The organism is Leptolyngbya sp. FACHB-541, from assembly GCF_014695875.1.
GTDB lineage: Bacteria > Cyanobacteriota > Cyanobacteriia > Elainellales > Elainellaceae > JAAUTN01.
Map to the genome: position 1 here is coordinate 33,884 of NZ_JACJPC010000041.1, position 21,105 is coordinate 54,988.

Below are 21,105 nucleotides of genomic sequence, written 5' to 3' on the forward strand. Positions count from 1 at the left end.
TGTTTTAGGAAGTTGATTGTTCGTCAGCTCAGAGTACGAAAAATCAACCCTTTCAATCAGGTATTGTAAAGGGTATGTTGTTCGGGATGGTTGGAACGGCGAATGCGGGCGGTTTTGTGCGGTTACTATGGCAAGGGCAACGGGGGAGATGAGGCACTTTTAGCGGCTTTGCTGCAAATGCTACCTGCCCACATAGAGCCGTTTGTGCTGTCGGGCAATCCGGCTGAAACGGCACGACGCTATGGAGTAGCAGCGGGCGATCGCATGTCTTCCTCAATCTTTCAAGTTTTAAGGCGATCAGATGTTTTCATCTGGGGCGGCGGAAGTTTGATGCAGGATGCAACCAGTGCCCTCAGTCCGGTTTACTATGCGGGACTGATGGGTTTGGCACGACGGATGGGACTTAAGACGATCGCCTGGGCTCAGGGAATTGGCCCTTTAAATCGTGCTTCAACACGCTGCTTGGCAGAAAAGGCTTTTACGGGTTGTGCGGCAGTGAGTGTGCGCGATCGCGCTTCTGCTAAGTTGCTGATGGACTGGAAGATTCCCTGTACGCTAGCGCCTGATCCGGTTTGGGCACTGGAGCCTAAGTCCGTTCCGGGTTTATGGAATTTGCCTGCTCCTAGAGTTGCAGTAGTGTTGCGTCCTCATCCAGAGTTGACTCCGTCCCGATTCCAAGTGTTGACCCGTGCTCTGGCTGATTTTCAAAAGGCGACTCAAACCTGTTTGCTGCTGATTCCGTTTCAGCCTGAGCAAGATTTGGCGATCGCCCAGGCAATTCAACCTCAGCTTCCTGGCCCCTGCCACATTTTGACGCTCGAAGATCCGCAGCAGTTGCGAGGCGTGTTTGAGGGAGTGGAAATGGCGATCGCCATGCGCTTTCATGGGCTAATCATGGCAGCCGCCGCTGAGTGTCGCTGTTTTGCGATTAGCTATGACCCTAAAGTCAGCCAGCTCATGCAGGACTTAGACCTTCCTGGCTGCACACTTGACCAAATTCCCAGTGACCCAAATCAAATCTGTCAAACCTGGCTGGAACTGTACGCCAACGGCGACCCACTCTCTGCTGACCAGATCCACTCCCTTCGAGACAGAGCCTTAATGCACCAAGACCTGTTGCACCAAGCTCTGAGAGTTTAAGGATCAGTTGTATCAAGCGCCCGCACTTGCTCCTCTGTTAATCCTGCGATCGCAATAACTTGCTCAAGTTCCATTCCGGTGGCTAGCAGGTTGCGGACAGTCTGGAGTAATTGAGACTGAGCTTGTTCCTTAGCGGCGCGTTCCTGTTCTTTTTCAAGTCTTTCCTGCTCTCTGGCAGCACGTTCCTGCTCTTTTTCAAGCCGTTCTTGTTCTTTTTCAAACTGTTCCTGCTCGGTGTCAGTTCGTAGCCAGTTGCCTTCCCGATCGCACCAGCGCAACCAGGAATCTGGCACACCCTCAAACTCACCTTGCCAAATTCCTAAGCCAAGCTCCAGGTCATCTAGCCAGATGAACGGAGCCCTTTCACCAACGGGTTGCTCCTGATATTGTCCCCCTGCCAGCTTGAAGTAACGCAATTGTCTGGTGTAGCGACTGTAGACGATGTAGTGCGGCACTCGTAAATACTGCTCGTATACCTCTAGCTTGCCGGGAGGTTTCATGTCTTGGGAGGACTCTCCGTTCAATTCAGGTGAGGTTGCAGGTGTAACAGCACTATGAAACCGACCTAAATCGTCTGCCTCGGTGCCAGGAGACAAAAACTCAACAATTACAGAGGGAAACTTGCCTTCTTGCCACACTACATAGCTGCGGCGCAAGTCTTTGCCCTCGTATAGACGAGACACACCGACCACCAGAAACCAATCTGGGCGTTTTTGCCACAGGGGGTGGGCGACATCGTAATAGAGGTTAAGGTCAGAGGCGGTGAAGCAGTTTTCGCGGCTGTAGCGGCTGAGGCGTAGAGTGCGGCTGAGCAGTTGCGGTTGCAGGTCGTGAAACTCGTCGGGCAAACCAGGCTCCTCTGGATCTTCGCTGGGCAAATCATACATGGTAGGCAGGGTTTCGCGGGGCGATCGCGGCGGGTCAGTTTGCTCAACTCGTCTTGCCCGACCTTCAGCCGTTAGGTTATCGAGAATGGACATAACCTCCCTCCTGTCTTAACTTTCGTAGCTAGCACTACACACAACTCACCAGCAATCAAAACTCTACTGCCCCTAATGCTCTTAAAGTCGCTCTTTGGGCGGCAGTAAGTCCAGTTGTGCCTGTGATGTTCATGCCTTCGTAGGGACGTTCTGCCCTGAGAGTTTTAAGACAGTCTCCGGTCTTGACTTGCCAAAGTTTGATCGTTTCGTCTTCGCTGCCGGAGACAAGATACTGTCCATCGGGACTGAAGGCGATCGCATTCACAGCTTTCCTATGCCCCTGCAACTGATTCAGGCACTCAGTCTGAGTAATATCCCACAGCTTAATCATCTGGTCGTTACCACTGCTAGCGAGAATCAGCGGTTCAGAATTAAGGCTAAAGGCGACAACTTGCACCCAACCCGCTTCCTGAGAAATGGTGCGGGTGCATTCCCCCGTGCTGACATCCCACAGTCGAATCGTTTGGTCGTCGCTGCTGCTGGCGACGGTGTTGCCGTTCGGGCTAAAGGCAACCGACAGAACAATCTTGGTGTGTCCCTCCAGCACGGTTAGACATTCGCCTGTATTTACATCCCAAAGGCGAACGGTTTGGTCATCGCTGCCGGTTGCTAGACGCTTACCATCAGGGCTAAAAGCAACAGAAAAGAGCCAACTTGTGTGTCCTCGCAATGTTTTAAGGCATTGTCCGGTACTAGTTTCCCAGAGTTTGACGGTGCGATCGCCGCTAGCACTGGCTAAAAGCTGACCATCGGGGCTAAAGGCAATCAGGCGCACTTGGCGGGTATGTCCACGCAGCGTAGCACGACAGCGTCCAGTTCTCACCTGCCACAGTTTAATGGTTTGGTCATCACTACCGCTGGCGATAAGCTGCCCATTCGGACTGAAGGCGACCGACCAGATGCGTCCAGTGTGTCCCCGCAATTCCTTAAAGCATTTCTCAGTTTGCAAATCCCACAATCGCACTGCCCGATCCTCGCCGCCGCTGGCAAGGGAATTTCCGTCGGGGCTACAGGCGACTGACCAGATCCAGTTGTTGTGTCCCTGAAAGCTGCGAAGGCACTGCCCGCTGTGAACTTCCCAAAGGCGAATGGTCTGGTCATCGCTGCCACTAGCAAGTGTCTGGCTATCAGGACTAAATGCCACTGACCAGACCCGACTGCTATGTCCTTGAAAGGTTCTGAGAAATTGGCGGGTGTGAGCTTCCCAAAGCTTGATGGTTTGGTCGTCACTGGCGATCGCCACCAGTTCTCCATCAGGACTAAATGCCACCGACCAGATGCGGCTGTCGTGGGGCGCAACGTACAAACATTCTCCCGTGCTAACCTGCCAAAACCGCACCGACTGGTCATCACCAGCCGTGACCAAAAGCTGACCATCGGGGCTAAACACAACGGATCGGATGCGGTTTGTATGTCCGTCTAAGAGGAGACATTTCCCTGTTTTTACATCCCACAGCCGCACGGTTTGATCTACGCCGCCGCTAGCAAAGTGTTTGGCATCCGGGCTAAAAGCAACTGACCAGACCCCGCCCAAGTGTCCCTCAAAGGTGTTGAGACAGTCGCCTGTGTTAACGTCCCACAGTTTTACCGTCTGATCTTCACTGCCGCTGATCAGGGTTTGACCATCAGGACTGAAAGCGGAGGACCAGACCCAACCTGTGTGCCCCTGCAAGTCCTGAAAACACTGTCCCGTAGCAGAATCCCACAGCCGCACGGTTTTGTCTTTGCTGCTGCTGGCGATCGCCTCTCCATCAGGGCTAAAGGTAATCGACCAGACCCACTCGGTGTGCTCCCGACAGGTATAAAGCTGTCTGCCGTCTGCCACCTGCCAAACCCGAATTTCGCCATCTTCATCGCTGGTAGCCAGGAGAGTTCCATCGGGGCTAAAGGCAACTGACAGAATGCTGCCCAACGTTTGAGCAAATACGGATTTCGCCAGATCCGCGTCGGTAAAATCAACCCGGTGCAGGCTCATATCGGCTAAATAGGCGTGCCACACTTTGACTTGAGCAAAATCGTAGTCCGTCAAATCGGTCTTAAGCTGCCGATATAAGTTAATCAAGTTGCCGCCACCATAGCCGCTCTGGTCAGCCAATTCTTGCAGCTTTTCCAAAACTCGATTTAGCTTCTGCTCAACGTCTGGCTTCGTCCGCAGTCGAGACGTGAGTTGATTGATAATCGGCTCTAGAACAATCCGAATCTGGCTTTCTCGAATGTAGTCTTTAGTTGAAGCTTTGAGCAGCGCGTGAGTGATAAACAGTGAGAGCTTTTCAGTGAGAATTTCCTGGCAAATTTGCTCAACTAGATTTTCAGTCACATACTCCATGACAACGGGCTGTTGCGTGTAGCTGTTGGACTGGCGATCGCCCGGTGTAGAGGTTGCTTTTTCAATTAGCGATCGCCGCCGCAGTGAGCCAATCGCCTCGATTAACTGTGTTTTGGTGACAGGTACCAGCAGATCTTCCTGCAAATCGGCGAAAGCAACAGGTTCCCGGTCGATCGCCAGCCAATACATCATTTCCCGCTCTAAGTCTGACAGGCGGCTAAATTGCTGGTCTAGCAGGGTGCGAATGTCATCAAAGACAGCAGTACCTTGTGCCAAAAATTCGGCAATGCTGCCATCAAATAGGTCTTGAATCGTGGTAGCGACAATCTTTAGCGCCAGTGGATTCCCAGCGTAGCGATTAGTGAGTGCTTCTAATTCAGCTTCAGAACCAACAAACTCACCTTTTGCTTTAAGAATTTCCTGTCCGTCAGTTCCCCGTAAGCCAATCAGATTCAGCGATCGCACGGGTAATGTATCGCCTTCCAGAGAGACAAATTCCCTCGGCTTTTCTCGACTGGTGATCACCAGACAGCTCTGGTGAGTCACTTCTCCCACTCGCCGCAGCAAGTCTCCATAGCCCTCATAGCCTTCGCGGTAATATCCGGCATAGTCACCACCACGCAAAATTGTTTCGGCATTATCCAATACCAGCAAGCAACGGTGAGTGCGGAAATAGTGAATCAGCCGAGTAATTCTAGCGCTGAGTTCTTTGGATAAATTAGCCTCAGTTTCCTGATCGTTCGAGAGAATACGGATTAGGTCGGCGAGGATATCTTCTATTGAGGGAGCGTTTCGGAGCGATCGCCAAATTACAAACTCGAACGGGTTATGAGGGGATATCTCTGTAACTCCTGCACCCTCAACGATCTCTTGTGCCAGCTTCACTGATAGAGACGTTTTGCCAATGCCGCCCATTCCCAACATGGCGATTAGGCGACAAGGTTGGCTAGTTTGAGTGCCCAAAATCCACTGCTTTAACGTATCTAGCTCTTCTGCTCGACCATAAAAGGTAGAAACGTCGATTGCTTCTCCCCAGTCACAGTGAGGGGTTAGGAACTGGGAACTGCGGGCTAGGGGGTGGGGGTTAGGGGCTAGGGTTTGGGGGCTAGAAGGAGCAGAAGTCGAGGATAAAGAGGCAGAGAGATCAGTAGGTTCTGGGGTAGGTGGAAGGCGGTGGAGGTTTCTTCGGAGGACGGATTGGAGGTTGCCCTTGCTGACTTTTTCGCCCAGAGATTCTGATAGAAGCTGCCATAGTTTGGAGCCGACATCTTTGATATAACCAGGGTCATACCCCGCTGAATCGGCAATTTCAGCATAGGTCTGCCCTTCCCAACAGCAGCGAAAGACGATTTCTTGAACGTCGTTTAGGCGCTCTTGCTGTAAGGCTGTATCTAAAATAGCCAGTGCTTCCTCAACGGTCATCGTGACTTGCCTTACTTCGATCTCTTGTTCACTTCATTAAACCACTCTGCAAACTGAATGGCTTCGATGCCGGCTATACAAACGTTTTAAGCTTTTTGCCTACTAAAAGAGAGCGGTAGATTAATCCCGGTGTAACGTATCAGTTTCTGCAACTACTAAGGATAATGTTCTCTCTACAGTAGAAGATAAATTTTGTACTCGAATCACCTTTTAAGGTATGAATGACGCGAAAACGACTAGGTTGCATGTCATTCATTCTTCTTAAAGTGTTTCTGGTAACGGAGACGGAATTGCTCTTTGACTGGATGAAGAACCTCTAGGGACAGTCCACTTAATTTGCTCGCTTGTCTAAGACTTTCTGTGCTGTTTAGGAATATTAGGAAAGTAGCTTTCCAGATGAAAATTCTTGCTTTCTTCCTGCCCTTAGCAACGATTTCCTTCGTTGCGTTGGGCATTGCTGCCTATACCGAATTGCAAATGGAACCTCAGCCTTTGCCACTAGAGGTAGCTCCTTCTACAACGCCTACGGATGCGATCGCCCAATCTCAGCTTCCCGAAACAGTGACTACTCCATCCGATACCTCGAGTTGGTCTGCCGTTTTGGGAGACACTTCTGCTCCAGAAGGCTGGCAGGTCACTCCTTGTGAAAATCCGACCTTACTATGCGTTTATGAAAATGGCGAAATCCTCGGCACAGTAATCCTATTTAGCCAACCCATTCCCAACTCAGAGTTTGAAGCAATGCTCGCTGACTCTCAAGGGGAACCCATAGCTGCACTCAGAGCGTGGATTGAGTCCCAATACAATTCAATTGAGCGCGATCGCACACTAAACGACAGCACCACCAGCTTTGTAGCTGAAACACCGGAGGAAGTAACAGTTGGTAGCCTACCTGGACTGCGCTACGGCTACACCACCACCCATGCCAACGGAGCCTTGATCGATCACGCCTATGGATATGTTGCGACAGATGGCACGACGCTTTATGGAATTGTCACAGGGGTAATTAGTCGCTCTCCTGCGGGGTCTTTCTCCAGCAATGAAGCCGCTCAACAGTTTGCTCCCCATCTTGCTGAAATTGTGGCACGGCTAAAATTGTGACACCAACTTTGTTGAAATCTATGGCAAGAGTTTTTGAAGGACGATTGTACGTCCATTACGGTCAAGCTTACGTTGAGACCGGAGATAGAATTTTTAGCGGACTAGAAGCTTCATTTGTCGGGCAAAACAACGGACTGTGCGGTGCTGCTTCACCAGGATCGCTCTTTCTCCTAACCGGGCTGCACACAGGTAGGGTTAACTTCACTCTCGATATATTTGATTCTCCTCCACCCATTGATCACTTCTGGGAAGAAATAGTGGAGGTTCCCTTCACCGTAGAAAGAGAAGAGGTTCGCTTGTTTGACTGGAATGGCGAGTGCGTATGCAACATTCCATTACCGCCAAGAACCTATCGTGTGCGTTACTGCGCTCACAACATGACTGGTGGCGGGCGAGCTGATACCTTGTTACAGGAAGAAGAGTCAGTAGACTCCTATTCCTTAGCATTCTGGCCAGCCCCTCTGTCTCCGGATACTATTTTGAAACAGACTTCTAAAACCGCAGCCTACTGGCATCGTTGGGTAAGAGAATTAAAGGTTTGAAAACCTTTTGCTAACTTGACGTGTCCATTTTGCCGATTCTAAGGACAGGGCAGCTGTGATGGAAAGCTGCACCTGAACGCCGTCAGTAGGTTTGACCACGGCAAAGTTTGCGTTTAATTACAAACGCTTGTCTTACTTAAGCGCTTTCTAATCTTCGTGATCTTCAAATGGATCGCCAAGTTCTTTGGAAGGGGGGCCAAACGAGGTATAAATAGAGAAGCCTGTAACGGCTAGCAAGAAAACACCAATAGAAATGCTAAAAACTGTTGCGGGTTCCATAAGCGATCAATTATGAGTAGTATTCTCTTATAATATTACGGATCGTTAAAATATTGAGATTTATCGCAGGTCACTCATGGCACAACAGACTCGGTTGGGAAATCTCCTCAAGCCTCTAAACTCTGAATACGGTAAGGTTGCTCCCGGTTGGGGAACGACACCGCTGATGGCTGTCTTTATGGGTTTATTTTTCGTGTTTTTGTTGATCATTCTGCAAATTTACAATTCTTCCTTGCTGCTCGAAGGTCTGGACGTAGACTGGAGTACGCTAGGTAAATAGCTTGCTGTAGCTAGATCGCAGCAGATAGTTTACAAGTTTTCCTTTGGTTGTGGATATTGGATGAATACCTGCCCCGGCTCGTCCGGGGTTTTTTGTTCGCCCTATACTAAAAAGTTGAGTCTGTCGTTAGAGGGGCGATCGCCCACCCGCAGTTTTAGGAGGAAGCAGCATGAATGTTTTTGGAATTGGTCTACCAGAAATGGCGCTGATTATGGTCGTTGCCTTGCTGGTTTTTGGTCCCAAAAAGCTACCAGAGATCGGTCGTAGTCTAGGCAAAGCGATTCGAGGCTTCCAGGAAGCGTCTAAGGAATTTGAAAACGAGTTTAAGAAGGAAGCGGAGCGGCTAGAAAAGACAGTAAGTCAGCCGATGGAAGCTAAGCTAGAAACTCCGTCTTCGCGCAAGGCGTTAGCACCCACCGCAACTGAAGCTGAAACTAAGGCTGAAGTAGCTGAGGCAGTTGAAGTAGCTGAAGCGGTTGAGGCTGAAGCAAGTGCAGATGAGAAGGTTACTCAGAGTTAGAGATTGAGATTAGGAATTGGGTAGGAGGGTAGTAGGCGATCGCCAGCAGTGACAGACACTTCAAATGACAGACACTTCTGCGGCTCCTGAGTTAGTGATTCCACAGTTAATTGTGGGGTTGGGCAATCCGGGAGCAAAATATGATAAAACTCGGCACAACATTGGCTTTGAGGCGATCGACCTGCTGGCGCGATCGTGGGGCATCAGCATGTCTGAAAATCGTAAGTTTCAGGCAGTTTTTGGCGAAGGACGAGGCCCACACGGCGAAAAAATTCGATTGCTGAAGCCGCTAACCTACATGAATCTTTCAGGGCAGTCAATTCGGGCAGCAACCGATTGGTTTAAGCTGCCGCCAGAATCGGTGCTGGTCATCTACGATGATATGGATCTAGCAGTGGGCAAAATTCGGCTGCGGCTCTCTGGCTCAGCAGGTGGGCAAAAGGGTATGAAGTCAGCGATCGCTCACTTGGGTACGCAAAACTTTCCTCGCCTCCGCATTGGCATCGATAGCCCCAAAAACTTTGCTTCCTCTGACAAAGACACCGTTTCTCATGTGTTAGGGCAATTTTCTAAAGCAGAAGAGCAGATTATGTCAGAGGTGCTGCAGATGGTCTTATCATCTGTCGAGTTAAGCCTAAAACAGGGAATTTCCAAAGCGATGAGCCTCTATAACAGTCGCTCTGTTGCTGCTGACAATAGCCTTGCATAACTTGCTAAAAGCCAAAGACTTTACTCATTTCTGCCTTAAGGCTGTTAGCTTAATCCTAAGACCTTCGCTAGATTCACTCTAAGCCTGTGTCAATACTCAGGCTGGAAATGCTGTGACTCAAAGATTCTAGGAAAGTCTAGAGCTAAATTTCTCCGGTTTTTGATTAGCCGAAAAAGCACTTTATGTTCAACGACTTTGGTTTAGAATCCCAACATGCCAGCTCACCAGAACCCACTCCAATCTTGTTTCAAAAAGTAGTTGATAAGTGTCATGTACTGTTGCCTGACACGCCACGACCAACCAGCGCCATTATTTTTGAAGACCAGTTTTATGTGTTTGTCAAATTCTTCCCAACCGTGGAAGCGGCTCGGCGAGGAGCTCAACGCATGACTGACAGAGGCAATACGGTTGTGCTTACTAGAATTCCAAAAGGACTGGTGCTATGGGTACTTGAACCTGAAGCGCAACCGGTAGGAACATCCTCCATTCAATAGGAAATAGCTCAAGTAGGAAATAGAAGTAACTGTGAGTTCCAAGCGTCTACCTGAAACGACTGCCTATGTCCGCATCACTCACCAGTCTTGGCAACAGGGCAGAATTGAAGGTGAGGTGACAGCGAGTGATTATCAGTGGCAGTTTCAGTGGCGCTTTAACCGAGGAGAGCTATCCGTTGAGCCTTCTCTAGGTAGAGCGCTGATTCAAGAACCACTAGGTCGCTTCCTAGAAAAATGTGACTACCAGCTTGAGCCAGGTGGAGATTATTCGTTTACGATTCGGGCAGAGATTTAACCGCCTAAGCCGTCAACCTGCCCAAATAACGCTCGATTAAGAGAATCGCTACAATGTCGTCGATTGGGCGGGGGAGGGTACGAATACCTTGTGGTAGAAGGCGAGACAAACCTTTTGGTGGATACATCTGCCAGTAGCGATCGCGAGCTTCCAGGGTGCTAAATCGCTCATCTACCATGACGATTCGCAGTGGTTCTGACAGACTGCTACTGAGCTTTTGCTTCCACTCTTTAGAGCTGGTTTGATCGCCCATCACTAGCATCGAAATCGGAAACTGTTTGCGTAACGACTGAATGGTGGCGATCGCCTCCTCTGCGGGGATCACCTCACAATAGAAGAGGCTGCGGTCTAGCCCCATGACTGCTACACCACACTTTTGGCGACCGGGATCAAAACCCAAAATAGCTGGCTGACTGGAGTCAAAGAACGGGGATACCATGCGGTTTGAAGAATAAAACCTGCGAGAATTCATTCAATTGAACTGTTCCTAATTATTCCGATCTGAATTGTTCCGGTCTGAATTGCTTGGGTTAGGGGCAGGCTGTTCCGGTCTAGGCGACTGCGAATCGGGTTGTTGTGGAACGAATAAGGGTGAGGATTGCTCTGTCCCAAATAAAACCTGGCCGTCTCGAACTGCAACTAGCTCTAACCTAACTGGACCCGCAGTATAGGTGATGTCTGAGGCGATCGCCTGGATTTCAACAGGCTGATTGTATTGCTTTACCTGGCGCAAAAAGTTGATCAAAGTTTGAGTTCGACCATCTGCAATTTGCGGTATGTCTAGCAATATGCCTGCCTGCCTGGCCCGAAACTGGGAGGCCGCTGCCAATAGCCTAATTCGGTCAAGCAGTTCTTCGTCCGTGGCAGCGGATGGATTGACAGAAACGGACGCTACAATTTCTCCATCTAAAAATACAACCTGATTGGGGGTGGCAGCCGCGAACACTTGAATGCAGGATTCTCCAGCTACAACACACGGTTCTCCCACGACATAGTTGCCTGCCGAAAGAATCCGCACAACGTATTCCTGTCCATCCCGAATTTGACTGACTAAACGCTCAACCTCAGCATTTGTAATATCGATGACTTGCTGATCTAAGTTATCTGCATCAGGTAAGATTTCTTGGACTGCGACTCGATTAGCCTCTAGCAATAGTTGATAAATTACCTGAGGCGCGACAGCCGGATCAACAATGCGAAAGGCACGAGACACAAGAGCTTGATTCCGCAGGAGAGCAACGTTGCCCTGGCGTAAGCCTTGAAACTCTCGCTCAAGAGATTGCACCTCTCGAACGAGGAATGTTCTTTGAGCTTCGAGTTGACGCAGCAGTTCTTCTCGTTCGGCGATCGCCTGATCCCGCAGCGCTAATTCTTCTTCCCGCTGTCGAATTAACTGCTGCCGCCCAACCTGAAGCTCCCGAATTTCTGACCGGAGGCTATTTGCCTGCTGTGTGACCCGACCCAGTTGAGCACGGGCCTGCTCAAAACTAGAACGGATCTGACCCAGTTGGCGCTGAGTTTGGTTGAGTTGGTTTTGAGCCTGGTTAAGTTGGGCAGCAGTTCCGGCTTGACGGGCGACCGCCGCTTCCAAATCCCGGTTAATCTGTCGCAGTCGCCTCCGGGCAGCCATTTGTTGCTCAATCGCCTGATCTCGTTGAGTCTCAATTTGCTGCTTTTCCTCGCTCACCTCTTCCAGGTCTTGGCGGGCAGTAGTTAAGTTCTCTTGAATTTCTTCATAGTCGAAAATACCGCGACGAAGCTGCTCACTTAAGGCAAACAGGAGCGCAAAAGTAGAAGCAGAAATAACGCTACCTGTGAGAACGGTAACAATCGTTGCAGTCTGTCGGGGGCGCAGGTTAAACAGGGTCAGCCGAGCTTTACCCACCCGCATCCCAAGGCGATCGCCCACCGTGGCGATCACCCCCCCCAGTACTAAAATTGCTGCAATCAGGACTAACTGAGCGGTCATCGCTGGTTAGAAACAGTCCAGATACAGCCTACTGCATTCTGAACGAGGTGAACGAGTCGATGCGTTGACTTAAGTAAATTGCTGGCTAAGGGCAACAGGATTATGAACGGTAATTTTCTTTTTGTGGATAGATATCATCTTATCTTGCCGCAGGTCACCTAGCAGACGAGTTACTGTCACGCGGGTAGAACCAATTGCCTCGGCGATCGCCTGATGCGACAACTTCAGGTCAATCGTGATCCCATCCGGGCTGGGCATGCCAAAGTCGCGGCAAAGAATCAGCAGGAAACTCACCAGCCGAGAACCCATATCTCGGTGTGCCAGCGTTTCGATCATCATCTCGGTTTGCAGAATCCGAGATGAAAGTCCCTGGAGCATCAGCATCGACAGCTCAGGGTTATCTTTCAGCGCCTTCTCAACCTGCTCAATTGGAACCGAGAGCAAATCAACAGGTGTAAAAGCAACGGCGTGGTAAAACCGATCAGAGCGATGTCCCGTGATTAGAGACAATACGCCAAACACGCTGTTTTCTCGCAGCAGAGCAACCGTAATTTCCTCTCCAGCCTCGTAGACTCTGGACAGCTTCACGGCTCCTTTGAGCAAAAAATAGACGCGCTCAGCGGGATCACCTGGAAAGAAAATAGTCTTACTTCGATCAAACGACTCCACCACAGGCGGAAAAGCCCCGCCACTCAGCTGCCGAAATACATTCGCTAGCGGTGGTCTATCTTGCGTCACTACCATACCCTCGCCCTACCCACTGTCGTATAGACTGAATCAGGTCATGCATAGATCCCCTGCTTCCTGTGAGAGATCTCTGACTTTAGAACACTAAAACTTAACTGCGAGACTGTTTTTTGTACACGACGATACAAAATCTGCCAACCTGTATCGAAAGTTCCTCAGTAAATCCACATAACTTTGCGTCGGTAGCGCTGAACTTGTTCAAAATTAAGCCAGGTTTGAGCTTTGATGAAGGGACTCGAAAGGCTTATGTTATCTACGATACAAGGCGATCGCCCTAAAGTGAAACGACCACACCAAAACGAATCCTCTATCCTTAGATCCTAGTTTTCCAGTATTCTCCTAGTTGCGCCTAAATAAAGATTTTTCACAGATTCTCATGCTGAACTTGACTGGCAAAAACGCTCTCGTCACAGGCATCGCCAACAACCGCTCGATCGCCTGGGGAATCGCCCAACAGCTTCATCAAGCTGGAGCCAACTTGGGCGTGACCTTCCTGCCCGACGAAAAGGGACGGTACGAAAAGAAAGTGGCAGAACTGGTAGAGCCGCTCCAACCCAGCTTGTTCTTGCCTTGCGACGTGCAAAACGATGAGCAGATCGAGTCGATCTTTAAAACCGTTGGGGAGAAATGGGGCAAGCTCGACATTCTGATTCACTGCCTCGCCTTTGCCAACAAAGATGACCTGACCGGCGGCTTCAGCAAAACCAGCCGCGATGGATTCAACCTGGCGATGGACGTTAGCGCCTACTCACTGGTGCAGCTTAGCCGCGCCGCTAGCCCCCTCATGACCGAAGGCGGCAGCATCATCACGTTGACCTATCTGGGCGGTGTTCGCGTCATTCCTAACTACAACGTTATGGGAATCGCTAAAGCAGCTCTGGAAATGAATGTCCGCTATCTCGCCGCAGAACTCGGACCCCAAAACATTCGCGTGAATGCCATCTCTGCTGGCCCAATCCGCACCCTGGCTTCTTCAGCCGTTGGTGGAATTCTAGACATGATTCACCACGTTGAAGAAATTGCCCCCCTACGCCGCACTGTCACCCAAACCGAAGTCGGCAATACGGCTGCTTTCCTTGCAAGTGACCTCTCTAGCGGCATTACAGGGCAGGTTCTCTACGTCGATTCGGGCTACGCCATCATGGGGATGTAAGGAAATTTCCAGCAAACAAAATGTCTGTAGGGGCAGGTTTAGCAACAGTTCTGTTGTTTCGATGCAAACACTTTGGCGAAACCTGCCCCTACCAAGGGTTTAAATTTCCTGCCAGAAATTTCCTAAGATCTTGAAGAGATAATAGAAATAGTTTTTTCACCAGCAATTTGGATTCAGGTTCATGCAAACCCGCGACCCCGCAGCGACTTCCTCAAAAAAGCGTCCTTCCTTTAATTTAGAGTTACCTGCTCGGACAGCCTCCGTTAGCCGAAAAACGGGTGAGACGGACGTACACGTAAGCCTGAACCTGGATGGACAGGGAAACTGCTCGGCAGCAACGGGAATCCCATTTCTGGATCACATGCTGCACCAGATTTCCTCACACGGTTTGATTGATCTGGATGTGCAGGCAACAGGCGACCTGGAAATTGACGACCACCACACCAACGAAGACGTGGGAATCACGCTGGGGCAAGCTTTAGCAAAGGCGTTGGGCGATCGCAAAGGCATTGTCCGCTTCGGGCATTTCCTCGCTCCCCTTGATGAAGCGCTAGTTCAGGTTACGCTAGATTTCTCTGGACGGCCCCACCTCAGCTACGGGTTAGAAATCCCTACAGAGCGAGTTGGCACTTACGATACGCAACTGGTGCGCGAATTTTTTGTAGCGATCGTCAACCATTCTCAAATGACGCTACACATTCGCCAATTGGATGGGATTAATTCTCATCACATCATTGAGGCAACCTTTAAGGCGTTTGCACGGGCGGTGCGAATGGCAGTCGAGGTTGATCCCCGCCGAGCGCATACCATTCCCAGTTCTAAAGGCGTGCTGTAGATGCCGGAAGGGCCAGAAATCAAGCAGGCGGCTGACCAGATTGCAAAAGCAATTGGCGATCGCCCCGTTACCGAGATCTTCTTTGCCTTTGAGCGGCTCAAGCCTTACGAATCAAAGCTAGTGGAACGAAAGGTTATATCGGTGACTGCCAAAGGCAAAGCTATGCTAATTGGCTTTGACAACCAACTGAGCATCTACAGCCACAATCAGCTTTATGGCAAATGGGTAATCAGAGCCGCCCATGCCTATCCCGCGACAAACCGCCAACTTCGGCTTGCCATCCACAACGAGAAGAAGTCAGCCCTGCTTTACAGTGCTTCTGATATCGAAGTTTTGACCGAGCCTGAGATCCTGATTCATCCGTTTCTGAGCAAATTGGGACTCGATGTCCTGGATGAAGCGACTACCGTTGAGCAGGCGATCGCCCGCCTCCACGACAAACGCTTCTACCGTCGCAGCTTTATTTCTCTATTGCTCGATCAGGGCTTTTTCTGTGGCTTGGGCAACTACCTTCGCAGTGAGGTACTGTTTGTCGCTAAAATCCATCCTACTCGCCGTCCTACCGACTGTTCTTCTGAACAGATTGATGCCCTGGCAGAAGCTGTCCTCTCCGTCAGCCGTCAGTCTTATCAAACAGGCGGGATTACGAATGGACTTAAGCTTGTCGCCCAACTCAAAGCTCAGGGGCAAAAGCGCAACGAATACCGCCATTACGTGTTTAACCGAGCCGACGAGCCCTGCTACATCTGTGGAACAGCGATCGTTAAAGAATTTTCAGGTGGGCGGCGATATTATTACTGTCCCACCTGCCAGCCCTGCGACTAATATTCCTACACCGTAGCAGGTGTCCCTGCAGATTGGGTTTGCTGTGCCATTTCGATCAGACGGCGAATCCGTTCCTCGGTGGGAGGATGAGTCCGAAATAGCGTCTGCAGCCCCTCTGCTGACAGAGGATTGACGATCAGCAAAGGCGACATGGCTGGGTTGCCGTGCATCGGGATTTGGTGTCCGACTTGCTCCAACTTTTCTAACGCACTGGCCAAAGCCGTAGGATTTTGGGTAATTTGAGCTGAACCTAAATCTGCGGCAAATTCACGGGTGCGCGAAATAGCCATCTGAATCAGAGCAGCAGAGAGAGGAGCCAGCACAATCAGGAATAGCAGCCCAATTGGGTTTGCGCCTCGACGGGTATCTCGCGTCACGGGTCCATACAATGCGCCGAGGGTGAGAATACGCCCGACAAACGTGACCGCACCTCCCAATGTCCCTGCAACGGCTTGGGTGAGGGTATCGCGGTTGCGAATATGAGTTAGCTCGTGCGCCAAAACGCCCTCTAGCTCCTCAGGAGACAGTAAGTTAAGAATTCCTTGCGTGACAGCAACAGCAGCATGATTGGGATCGCGTCCTGTAGCAAAGGCGTTGGGCGACTCCGTTGGCACCAGAAACACCTTTGGCATGGGAATCTCTGCGCGATCGCTCAACTTAGCAATCATGTCGTACAAATCAGGCGCTTGCTCACGGGTCGTCGGCTGAGCTTGGTAGGAAGCTAGGGCTGCCTGGTCAGAAAAATACCAAGAGCTCAGGCTGGTGAAAGCAGCGATCGCCAACCCCCAAAACAGTCCTTGCTCATCACCAACCAAATAATAAGCAACTAAAACAATTAGTCCGCTCAGCAGTCCCAACAGAGCCGCTGTTTTAATTTGATTTCCAAACATACTTCACCTGATTCACGTTGAAAAATTCATATAGATAAGCTTTAGAATCTCAAACTGGAGGTATCTTTGGGTCTACCAGGTGGGTGAAAGGCTCTATATCTGAGGTCAGGACTTATAACAATAATTGGAATTTGTTGTCATCTGGATCTTGAGCTGGGAAGACTCTGAAATAGTCATGAAATGAGGCTGTTGTATGGAACCTGTTCTTGTTAAAGGGCAACTGATAACCTGGAAAGATGCTAAAGGTTTTGGTTTCATTCAACCGGCTGATGGAAGTCAAGAAATTTTCTTGCACATTTCCGAAATAAAAGACTCCACTCGCCGCCCGAAAGTAGGTGACACGATTTACTACTATGCTGTAGCTGAAGATGGTAAATTTCGCGCTCACAAAGCTTTTATCTTAGGAGCAAGACGTAAGCCAACTTTGACCGCTTCGAGAAATAAGGCTTTATCTAGCGATGTATCTCTCTCTCCATTTCCCGTATTAGAGACATTGCTGCTGTCGATTTTGCCCCTCGTCGGGTCATTGCACTTTGCTTGGGCAACCGCTAATCCGCTTCCACTCATTCTCTACCCTATGATGAGTCTGTTAACTTTCGCTTTATACGCTGACGATAAATCTCGGGCAAAGCGAAGAAGCTGGAGAACACCAGAGAAGACGTTACATTTATGTGAACTAGCAGGTGGATGGTTGGGAGGATTTGTAGCCCAGCGAAGACTCCACCACAAAAGTAGCAAGGAGTCTTATCAGTTTGAGTTTTGGGTGATTGTTGCACTTCACTACATCGCCTGGTTGGGCTGGTTATTTTTTGGCAAGTTCATAACAGCTTGATCTCTAGCAAAGTGAATTATCTATGGCTTTAGCGATCGCTGGAGAACGCAGTGGAGTCGGTAAAACAACGATTACGCTGTCTTTGCTGGCAGTTCTACGGCAACGACAGTTAAGCGTGCAGTCTTTTAAGGTTGGACCGGATTACATTGATCCCATGTTTCACCGCTACGTGACTGGGCGAGCGTGTCGGAACTTAGATCCCGTTTTAACCTCCGAGGCTTATGTGCAGCAGTGTTTTGCTCACCATACCCAGACTGTAGATTATGCGCTGGTAGAAGGCGTGATGGGACTGTTTGACGGTGCAACGGGAGTAGATGACACTGCCAGTACTGCTCACATTGCCCGTTTACTCAACTTACCCGTGCTGTTGGTAATCGATTGCAGCCGCTTGTCGCGCTCTGCCGCAGCGATCGCCCTGGGATATTGCTCCTTTGATCCCCGGCTTCAATTTGCTGGCGTTGTGTTGAATCGAGTCGGTAGCGATCGCCACTTGGAACTGCTCAAAGCCGCTCTAGAACCGCTAAACCTTCCTATTCTTGGTGTTTTTCGTCGCCACGATGATATCACCATCCCCGATCGCCACCTGGGACTAGTTCCTACTGCCGAACTGCCAGTCCTGGATAGCCTAATCAAACGTTTAGCAAACTTGGGAGAAACCTGCTTCGACTGGTCGCGCCTCCTTCCCCTCCTTAAAGCTCAAAGCAATTCCCCACCTCCGGAAAGCACCACAGTTTCCAGCCAAAGCCCTATTACCCTCACCCTAAATTCTTCTCCTCAGAGAAAAGGGCTTCCAACCTCCAATCCTCAGCCTCCGGCCCGTATCGCGATCGCCTACGATCGCGCTTTCAGCTTCTACTACGCCGACAATTTTGACCTGCTAGAGCAACTGGGTGCAGAGCTAATATTCTGGAGTCCACTGACTGATCCCGGTTTGCCAGCAGGGGTGCAAGGGCTTTACCTGGGGGGCGGTTTCCCAGAAGTATTTGCCGCAGAGTTAGCAAACAATCAAGCTGCTCAGCAAAGTGTCAGGCAAGCCATTCAAGCTGGAATGCCAACCTACGCCGAGTGTGGCGGCTTGATGTATTTGTGTGAGCAAATTGTTGATTTTGCAGGACAGTCTTGGAAAATGGTGGGCATCTTGTCAGCGACAGCCAACATGACAGGGCGGTTAACTCTCGGTTATCGGCGGGCGATCGCGCTGCACGACAGCCCCCTACTGCCAGCAGGATCAGAAACTTGGGGACACGAATTTCATCGTTCAGCCTTAAGTGCCAAATCAGCATTGCCTTTATATCAGCTTCGAGGGTATGATTCCGACAGCTTGATGTATCTAGAAGGGTGGCAATCGCACCAGCTTCATGCTTCTTACATTCACCTGCATTGGGGAGCGCACCCCGAAATTCCGGCTCGCTTCTTGACCCGTTGTCTTGAATTTGGTGAACTGCAGAATTAGTTATTTCGGCTTTACACAATCTGAAATGCAGCTTCAGGGTTTGTAGCTTCGAACATATTTCACAAGAAGATATCGATTTAGTAAAACTGGGCGGTTTTAGCAGCGATCGCCCATGTACAGAACGTATAGTTTGGTAAAGCTGTCAAGTTTGAAAATACGGAAAGATCGCCCGTTTATTCACCCTAGTGGAGGAAACAATAGGGTGAGGTGCGGATGCGCTTTCAAGGGCTAAATTTGACAATAGCCCCAATAGGTTGAGGAGGGGAAGGCCATGAGTACAAAACTAATTCAAGCCGCAGCAATCACTTTCTTGTTACATCTGCTGATGGGGGTTAGCGCACCTCGTGTGACTCAGACAACACCAGGAGCTTCAACGTTAGAGCTGACTCCTCATACTGCCGAGTTTCCTAGAGAAGGTGAACAGTTAAGAATACAAAATTAAGAGTTAAAAATGATGAGTTTAAACTCTTAGTTTTTAACTTTAGTAATTTTCAGCTTTTTGATTGCAATCTTTCAAGCTTTGCAGAGACGCAATTCATTTTGTCTCTACAAGAAATTTGCCTAGGATTACTCCCGAAAATGTACGGGTGAACTGTCGTAGTCCCTACTCTTTTTCCTGATTAATTGCTCTAGTTGGGCTGGGCGGGCTCAGGATTGCTTTGGGCAGGCGGTTGGCTGGCGGCTTCAATCTGCTGGGTAAAGTAACTTTCTCGGTAGCTAAGCTGTCGTGCTAGTTCCAAACCGCGTCGGAAGGCAGCGATCGCCTGATTGGTATTGCCCCGTTCGAGTTGAAGCTGACCAATCTCATCGTAAGCCTGCATGATGCCGTAACTGTTGTAGGACTGCTGCTCTACGTCAATCAGCAATTGGTAAACCACCAGCGCATCATCGGGGCGATCGAGTGAGCGGTAGAGGTCGGCTAATTTTTGCAATGCTTCGCTGGCATAGGCATACTGCTGTCCTGAACGCGCCACCGCAAACGCTTCCTGATAGTTGGTTGCGGCTCGGTCAGGGCGGTTGAGTGCCTGGAAGCTGTCGGCGATCGCAATTTTCAAAGGCGGAATCAGCGCATATTCCTGACGGCCTTGGTAAACACTGACTAGCTCTTGCTGGGCAGCGATCGCTTCCTCGGGCTGGTTGTTTTCCTGGTAGATGTAAGCCAACTGCTGCAAATATTCCACTTCTCGGGGGCGATCGCCTCTGGCGCGAGCAAGGGTCAGTAGCTCCTGGTAAGCTACTGCTGCCGAAGTATAGTCAAACCAGGCAAGGTGCAATTCTCCCAGTGCTGTTAGGGTATCTTGTTCGGTGGCTGCATCGCCCTGCTGCCGAGCCCGGATCAAAATCTGGTCATATAGCGTTACGGCTGGGTCAATTGCCCGCATTGTCTGGTAAGCCTGGGCAATTCTGAGCAACAAATCAAAATCGGGTGGTGTTTCAGCCTGTACTTCTTGTTCGATCTGTTGCAAGCGTTCGGTAATTAGCCGAGTTTCCGTCGTCTGGTTTTCTCGCCAAGCAATTTCTCCAACCCGACTGAGAGAGTCTACTTCTTCCTCGGCTCCCAAGACCCGCCGCAGTCGCAGTTCTCGATTCAAGATTTCAAAGGCTCCTGCTGGGTTTCCGGCAGCAAGCTCTTGCTCAGCCTGCACGCGCAATTCGTCCAGGGCAGTTGCCAAAACTCGCCGCTCTTGAGGGCTGAGAGGGCGATCGATAATCAGTTGGGGAAACAGGGGATCAGATTCGTCAATCTCTAGGGGATTGGGCGGAAACTGTTCTTCCTCTTGTTCTTCTTCCTCTTGTTCTTCTTCCTCTTGTTCTTCTTCCTCTTGTTCTTCTTCCTCTTGTTCTTCTTCCTCTTGTTCTTCTTCCTCTTGTTCTTCCTGCTCCTGGTTTTCTTCCTCTTGGGCGATCGCAGCTTGGGGAGCAAAAGAACGGAATTCCAGTGCTCCTAGAAGGGCGATCGCCAGCGGTAGGGCACTCAAATATTTGTAAGGAAGCCGTTTCAGAGAATCTATCTGAAATTTGCGCCGAGCAATACGCAACCCCATATCCCTCCTGAGAGAACGACTTAATTTAACTGCTGGCAGCGAAAAAAGCCTGTTAGAAACCCACCGCACCATAGCTTACCTACCGCACCATCCAGCCGCATCACACATTAGTTTAAACATTCATGTTTGGAATTTACACAAGTGCGCTACGCTACTATAGCGGTTTTCAACTGTATTCAGAGTGATGGGTTAAGCGGTGCTAACCTTAATGCAATTCGATACAGTTTTGTTAGCAACAATCTGTTGACATTCCGTTGACACTACTTAG

At 50.0% G+C, this 21,105-nt stretch carries 22 protein-coding genes; 14 read left to right on the plus strand and 8 right to left on the minus strand.

Features of this window, described 5'->3' with window-relative positions; translation table 11 throughout:
• Positions 1-102 precede the first annotated feature (102 nt).
• The gene (gene csaB, locus H6G00_RS06730; RefSeq protein ID WP_190796151.1) at positions 103-1,140 is read left to right on the plus strand and encodes a polysaccharide pyruvyl transferase CsaB; all 1,038 of its coding nucleotides are present in this window, start codon (positions 103-105) and stop codon (positions 1,138-1,140) included.
• Here the strand turns inward: csaB and H6G00_RS06735 are convergent.
• The gene (locus H6G00_RS06735; RefSeq protein ID WP_199318353.1) at positions 1,137-2,120 is read right to left on the minus strand and encodes a Uma2 family endonuclease; all 984 of its coding nucleotides are present in this window, start codon (positions 2,118-2,120) and stop codon (positions 1,137-1,139) included. The genes csaB and H6G00_RS06735 overlap by 4 nt on opposite strands.
• A 55-nt stretch (positions 2,121-2,175) precedes the next feature.
• On the minus strand, positions 2,176-5,868 hold the full coding sequence (locus tag H6G00_RS06740; protein WP_190796152.1) for an AAA family ATPase: 3,693 nt from the start codon (positions 5,866-5,868) through the stop codon (positions 2,176-2,178).
• A gap of 396 nt (positions 5,869-6,264) precedes the next feature.
• Between H6G00_RS06740 and H6G00_RS06745 the strand changes: the two genes are divergently transcribed.
• Together H6G00_RS06745 and H6G00_RS06750 are read left to right on the plus strand one after the other, a co-directional pair.
• The gene (locus tag H6G00_RS06745; protein WP_190796153.1) at positions 6,265-6,969 is read left to right on the plus strand and encodes a hypothetical protein; all 705 of its coding nucleotides are present in this window, start codon (positions 6,265-6,267) and stop codon (positions 6,967-6,969) included.
• Between the two features lie 20 nt (positions 6,970-6,989).
• The gene (locus tag H6G00_RS06750) at positions 6,990-7,511 is read left to right on the plus strand and encodes a hypothetical protein (RefSeq protein ID WP_190796154.1); all 522 of its coding nucleotides are present in this window, start codon (positions 6,990-6,992) and stop codon (positions 7,509-7,511) included.
• 147 nt (positions 7,512-7,658) lie between these two features.
• Here the strand turns inward: H6G00_RS06750 and psbN are convergent, their stop codons facing one another.
• Entirely contained in the window at positions 7,659-7,790 is a 132-nt protein-coding gene (psbN, locus tag H6G00_RS06755) for a photosystem II reaction center protein PsbN (protein ID WP_190646682.1), read from the minus strand.
• Between the two features lie 76 nt (positions 7,791-7,866).
• Here psbN and psbH point away from each other — a divergent pair, with 76 nt between their 5' ends.
• The 5 genes from psbH to H6G00_RS06780 all read left to right on the plus strand — a co-directional run bounded on the left by psbH (position 7,867) and on the right by H6G00_RS06780 (position 10,088).
• Positions 7,867-8,070, plus strand: a complete 204-nt coding sequence (gene psbH / locus H6G00_RS06760) for a photosystem II reaction center protein PsbH (protein WP_190646683.1) — start codon at positions 7,867-7,869, stop codon at positions 8,068-8,070.
• Positions 8,071-8,239: 169 nt separating this feature from the next.
• Positions 8,240-8,590 carry a TatA/E family twin arginine-targeting protein translocase gene (locus H6G00_RS06765; protein ID WP_190796155.1) on the plus strand — a complete coding sequence of 117 codons (351 nt, stop codon included), beginning with the start codon at positions 8,240-8,242 and terminating at the stop codon, positions 8,588-8,590.
• A 64-nt stretch (positions 8,591-8,654) separates the two neighbouring features.
• Positions 8,655-9,299 (plus strand): aminoacyl-tRNA hydrolase, encoded by a 645-nt coding sequence (pth, locus tag H6G00_RS06770; RefSeq protein ID WP_190796156.1) that lies wholly within the window; start codon positions 8,655-8,657, stop codon positions 9,297-9,299.
• Positions 9,300-9,481: 182 nt separating this feature from the next.
• Positions 9,482-9,793 (plus strand): hypothetical protein, encoded by a 312-nt coding sequence (locus H6G00_RS06775; protein WP_190646686.1) that lies wholly within the window; start codon positions 9,482-9,484, stop codon positions 9,791-9,793.
• A gap of 31 nt (positions 9,794-9,824) precedes the next feature.
• Entirely contained in the window at positions 9,825-10,088 is a 264-nt protein-coding gene (locus H6G00_RS06780) for a DUF3146 family protein (protein ID WP_190646687.1), read from the plus strand.
• 4 nt (positions 10,089-10,092) lie between these two features.
• Here H6G00_RS06780 and H6G00_RS06785 read toward each other — a convergent pair whose 3' ends face one another.
• From H6G00_RS06785 to ntcA, 3 genes are all read right to left on the minus strand, one after another.
• Positions 10,093-10,527 carry a pre-16S rRNA-processing nuclease YqgF gene (locus H6G00_RS06785; RefSeq protein WP_190796157.1) on the minus strand — a complete coding sequence of 145 codons (435 nt, stop codon included), beginning with the start codon at positions 10,525-10,527 and terminating at the stop codon, positions 10,093-10,095.
• 48 nt (positions 10,528-10,575) lie between these two features.
• Positions 10,576-12,057: a DUF3084 domain-containing protein gene (locus H6G00_RS06790; protein ID WP_190796158.1), complete on the minus strand. Its 1,482-nt coding sequence runs from the start codon at positions 12,055-12,057 to the stop codon at positions 10,576-10,578.
• 69 nt (positions 12,058-12,126) lie between these two features.
• The gene (ntcA, locus tag H6G00_RS06795) at positions 12,127-12,801 is read right to left on the minus strand and encodes a global nitrogen regulator NtcA (protein ID WP_190646690.1); all 675 of its coding nucleotides are present in this window, start codon (positions 12,799-12,801) and stop codon (positions 12,127-12,129) included.
• A 379-nt stretch (positions 12,802-13,180) separates the two neighbouring features.
• Between ntcA and fabI the strand changes: the two genes are divergently transcribed.
• The 3 genes from fabI to nei all read left to right on the plus strand — a co-directional run bounded on the left by fabI (position 13,181) and on the right by nei (position 15,617).
• Positions 13,181-13,957 carry an enoyl-ACP reductase FabI gene (gene fabI, locus H6G00_RS06800; RefSeq protein WP_190796159.1) on the plus strand — a complete coding sequence of 259 codons (777 nt, stop codon included), beginning with the start codon at positions 13,181-13,183 and terminating at the stop codon, positions 13,955-13,957.
• Between the two features lie 181 nt (positions 13,958-14,138).
• Positions 14,139-14,792, plus strand: a complete 654-nt coding sequence (gene hisB / locus H6G00_RS06805) for an imidazoleglycerol-phosphate dehydratase HisB (RefSeq protein ID WP_190796160.1) — start codon at positions 14,139-14,141, stop codon at positions 14,790-14,792.
• Positions 14,793-15,617: an endonuclease VIII gene (nei, locus tag H6G00_RS06810; RefSeq protein WP_190796161.1), complete on the plus strand. Its 825-nt coding sequence runs from the start codon at positions 14,793-14,795 to the stop codon at positions 15,615-15,617. It abuts the gene before it with no gap.
• 5 nt (positions 15,618-15,622) lie between these two features.
• Here nei and H6G00_RS06815 read toward each other — a convergent pair whose 3' ends face one another.
• Complete coding sequence (locus tag H6G00_RS06815) at positions 15,623-16,507, minus strand: M48 family metalloprotease (protein WP_190796162.1); 885 nt, start codon at positions 16,505-16,507, stop codon at positions 15,623-15,625.
• A gap of 193 nt (positions 16,508-16,700) precedes the next feature.
• Between H6G00_RS06815 and H6G00_RS06820 the strand changes: the two genes are divergently transcribed.
• The 3 genes from H6G00_RS06820 to H6G00_RS06830 all read left to right on the plus strand — a co-directional run bounded on the left by H6G00_RS06820 (position 16,701) and on the right by H6G00_RS06830 (position 19,234).
• Positions 16,701-17,339 carry a cold shock and DUF1294 domain-containing protein gene (locus H6G00_RS06820; RefSeq protein ID WP_190796163.1) on the plus strand — a complete coding sequence of 213 codons (639 nt, stop codon included), beginning with the start codon at positions 16,701-16,703 and terminating at the stop codon, positions 17,337-17,339.
• Between the two features lie 22 nt (positions 17,340-17,361).
• On the plus strand, positions 17,362-18,792 hold the full coding sequence (locus H6G00_RS06825; protein WP_190796164.1) for a cobyrinate a,c-diamide synthase: 1,431 nt from the start codon (positions 17,362-17,364) through the stop codon (positions 18,790-18,792).
• A 271-nt stretch (positions 18,793-19,063) separates the two neighbouring features.
• Positions 19,064-19,234 carry a hypothetical protein gene (locus H6G00_RS06830; protein ID WP_190646697.1) on the plus strand — a complete coding sequence of 57 codons (171 nt, stop codon included), beginning with the start codon at positions 19,064-19,066 and terminating at the stop codon, positions 19,232-19,234.
• Between the two features lie 187 nt (positions 19,235-19,421).
• Here H6G00_RS06830 and H6G00_RS06835 read toward each other — a convergent pair whose 3' ends face one another.
• Positions 19,422-20,837 (minus strand): tetratricopeptide repeat protein, encoded by a 1,416-nt coding sequence (locus H6G00_RS06835; protein WP_190796165.1) that lies wholly within the window; start codon positions 20,835-20,837, stop codon positions 19,422-19,424.
• Positions 20,838-21,105: the final 268 nt, after the last annotated feature.

Excerpts from the sequence above, each read along its gene's own strand:
- H6G00_RS06820 (WP_190796163.1), top strand. The coding sequence starts at position 16,701 with ATGGAACCTGTTCTTGTTAAAGGGCAACTGATAACCTGGAAAGATGCT.
- pth (WP_190796156.1), top strand. The coding sequence starts at position 8,655 with ATGACAGACACTTCTGCGGCTCCTGAGTTAGTGATTCCACAGTTAATT.
- nei (WP_190796161.1), top strand. The coding sequence starts at position 14,793 with ATGCCGGAAGGGCCAGAAATCAAGCAGGCGGCTGACCAGATTGCAAAA.
- H6G00_RS06765 (WP_190796155.1), top strand. The coding sequence starts at position 8,240 with ATGAATGTTTTTGGAATTGGTCTACCAGAAATGGCGCTGATTATGGTC.
- H6G00_RS06835 (WP_190796165.1), bottom strand. The coding sequence starts at position 20,837 with ATGGGGTTGCGTATTGCTCGGCGCAAATTTCAGATAGATTCTCTGAAA.
- H6G00_RS06785 (WP_190796157.1), bottom strand. The coding sequence starts at position 10,527 with ATGGTATCCCCGTTCTTTGACTCCAGTCAGCCAGCTATTTTGGGTTTT.
- H6G00_RS06830 (WP_190646697.1), top strand. The coding sequence starts at position 19,064 with ATGAGTACAAAACTAATTCAAGCCGCAGCAATCACTTTCTTGTTACAT.
- hisB (WP_190796160.1), top strand. The coding sequence starts at position 14,139 with ATGCAAACCCGCGACCCCGCAGCGACTTCCTCAAAAAAGCGTCCTTCC.
- csaB (WP_190796151.1), top strand. The coding sequence starts at position 103 with ATGCGGGCGGTTTTGTGCGGTTACTATGGCAAGGGCAACGGGGGAGAT.
- ntcA (WP_190646690.1), bottom strand. The coding sequence starts at position 12,801 with ATGGTAGTGACGCAAGATAGACCACCGCTAGCGAATGTATTTCGGCAG.
- H6G00_RS06750 (WP_190796154.1), top strand. The coding sequence starts at position 6,990 with ATGGCAAGAGTTTTTGAAGGACGATTGTACGTCCATTACGGTCAAGCT.
- H6G00_RS06740 (WP_190796152.1), bottom strand. The coding sequence starts at position 5,868 with ATGACCGTTGAGGAAGCACTGGCTATTTTAGATACAGCCTTACAGCAA.
- H6G00_RS06775 (WP_190646686.1), top strand. The coding sequence starts at position 9,482 with ATGTTCAACGACTTTGGTTTAGAATCCCAACATGCCAGCTCACCAGAA.
- H6G00_RS06825 (WP_190796164.1), top strand. The coding sequence starts at position 17,362 with ATGGCTTTAGCGATCGCTGGAGAACGCAGTGGAGTCGGTAAAACAACG.
- fabI (WP_190796159.1), top strand. The coding sequence starts at position 13,181 with ATGCTGAACTTGACTGGCAAAAACGCTCTCGTCACAGGCATCGCCAAC.
- psbH (WP_190646683.1), top strand. The coding sequence starts at position 7,867 with ATGGCACAACAGACTCGGTTGGGAAATCTCCTCAAGCCTCTAAACTCT.
- H6G00_RS06790 (WP_190796158.1), bottom strand. The coding sequence starts at position 12,057 with ATGACCGCTCAGTTAGTCCTGATTGCAGCAATTTTAGTACTGGGGGGG.
- H6G00_RS06815 (WP_190796162.1), bottom strand. The coding sequence starts at position 16,507 with ATGTTTGGAAATCAAATTAAAACAGCGGCTCTGTTGGGACTGCTGAGC.
- psbN (WP_190646682.1), bottom strand. The coding sequence starts at position 7,790 with ATGGAACCCGCAACAGTTTTTAGCATTTCTATTGGTGTTTTCTTGCTA.
- H6G00_RS06745 (WP_190796153.1), top strand. The coding sequence starts at position 6,265 with ATGAAAATTCTTGCTTTCTTCCTGCCCTTAGCAACGATTTCCTTCGTT.
- H6G00_RS06735 (WP_199318353.1), bottom strand. The coding sequence starts at position 2,120 with ATGTCCATTCTCGATAACCTAACGGCTGAAGGTCGGGCAAGACGAGTT.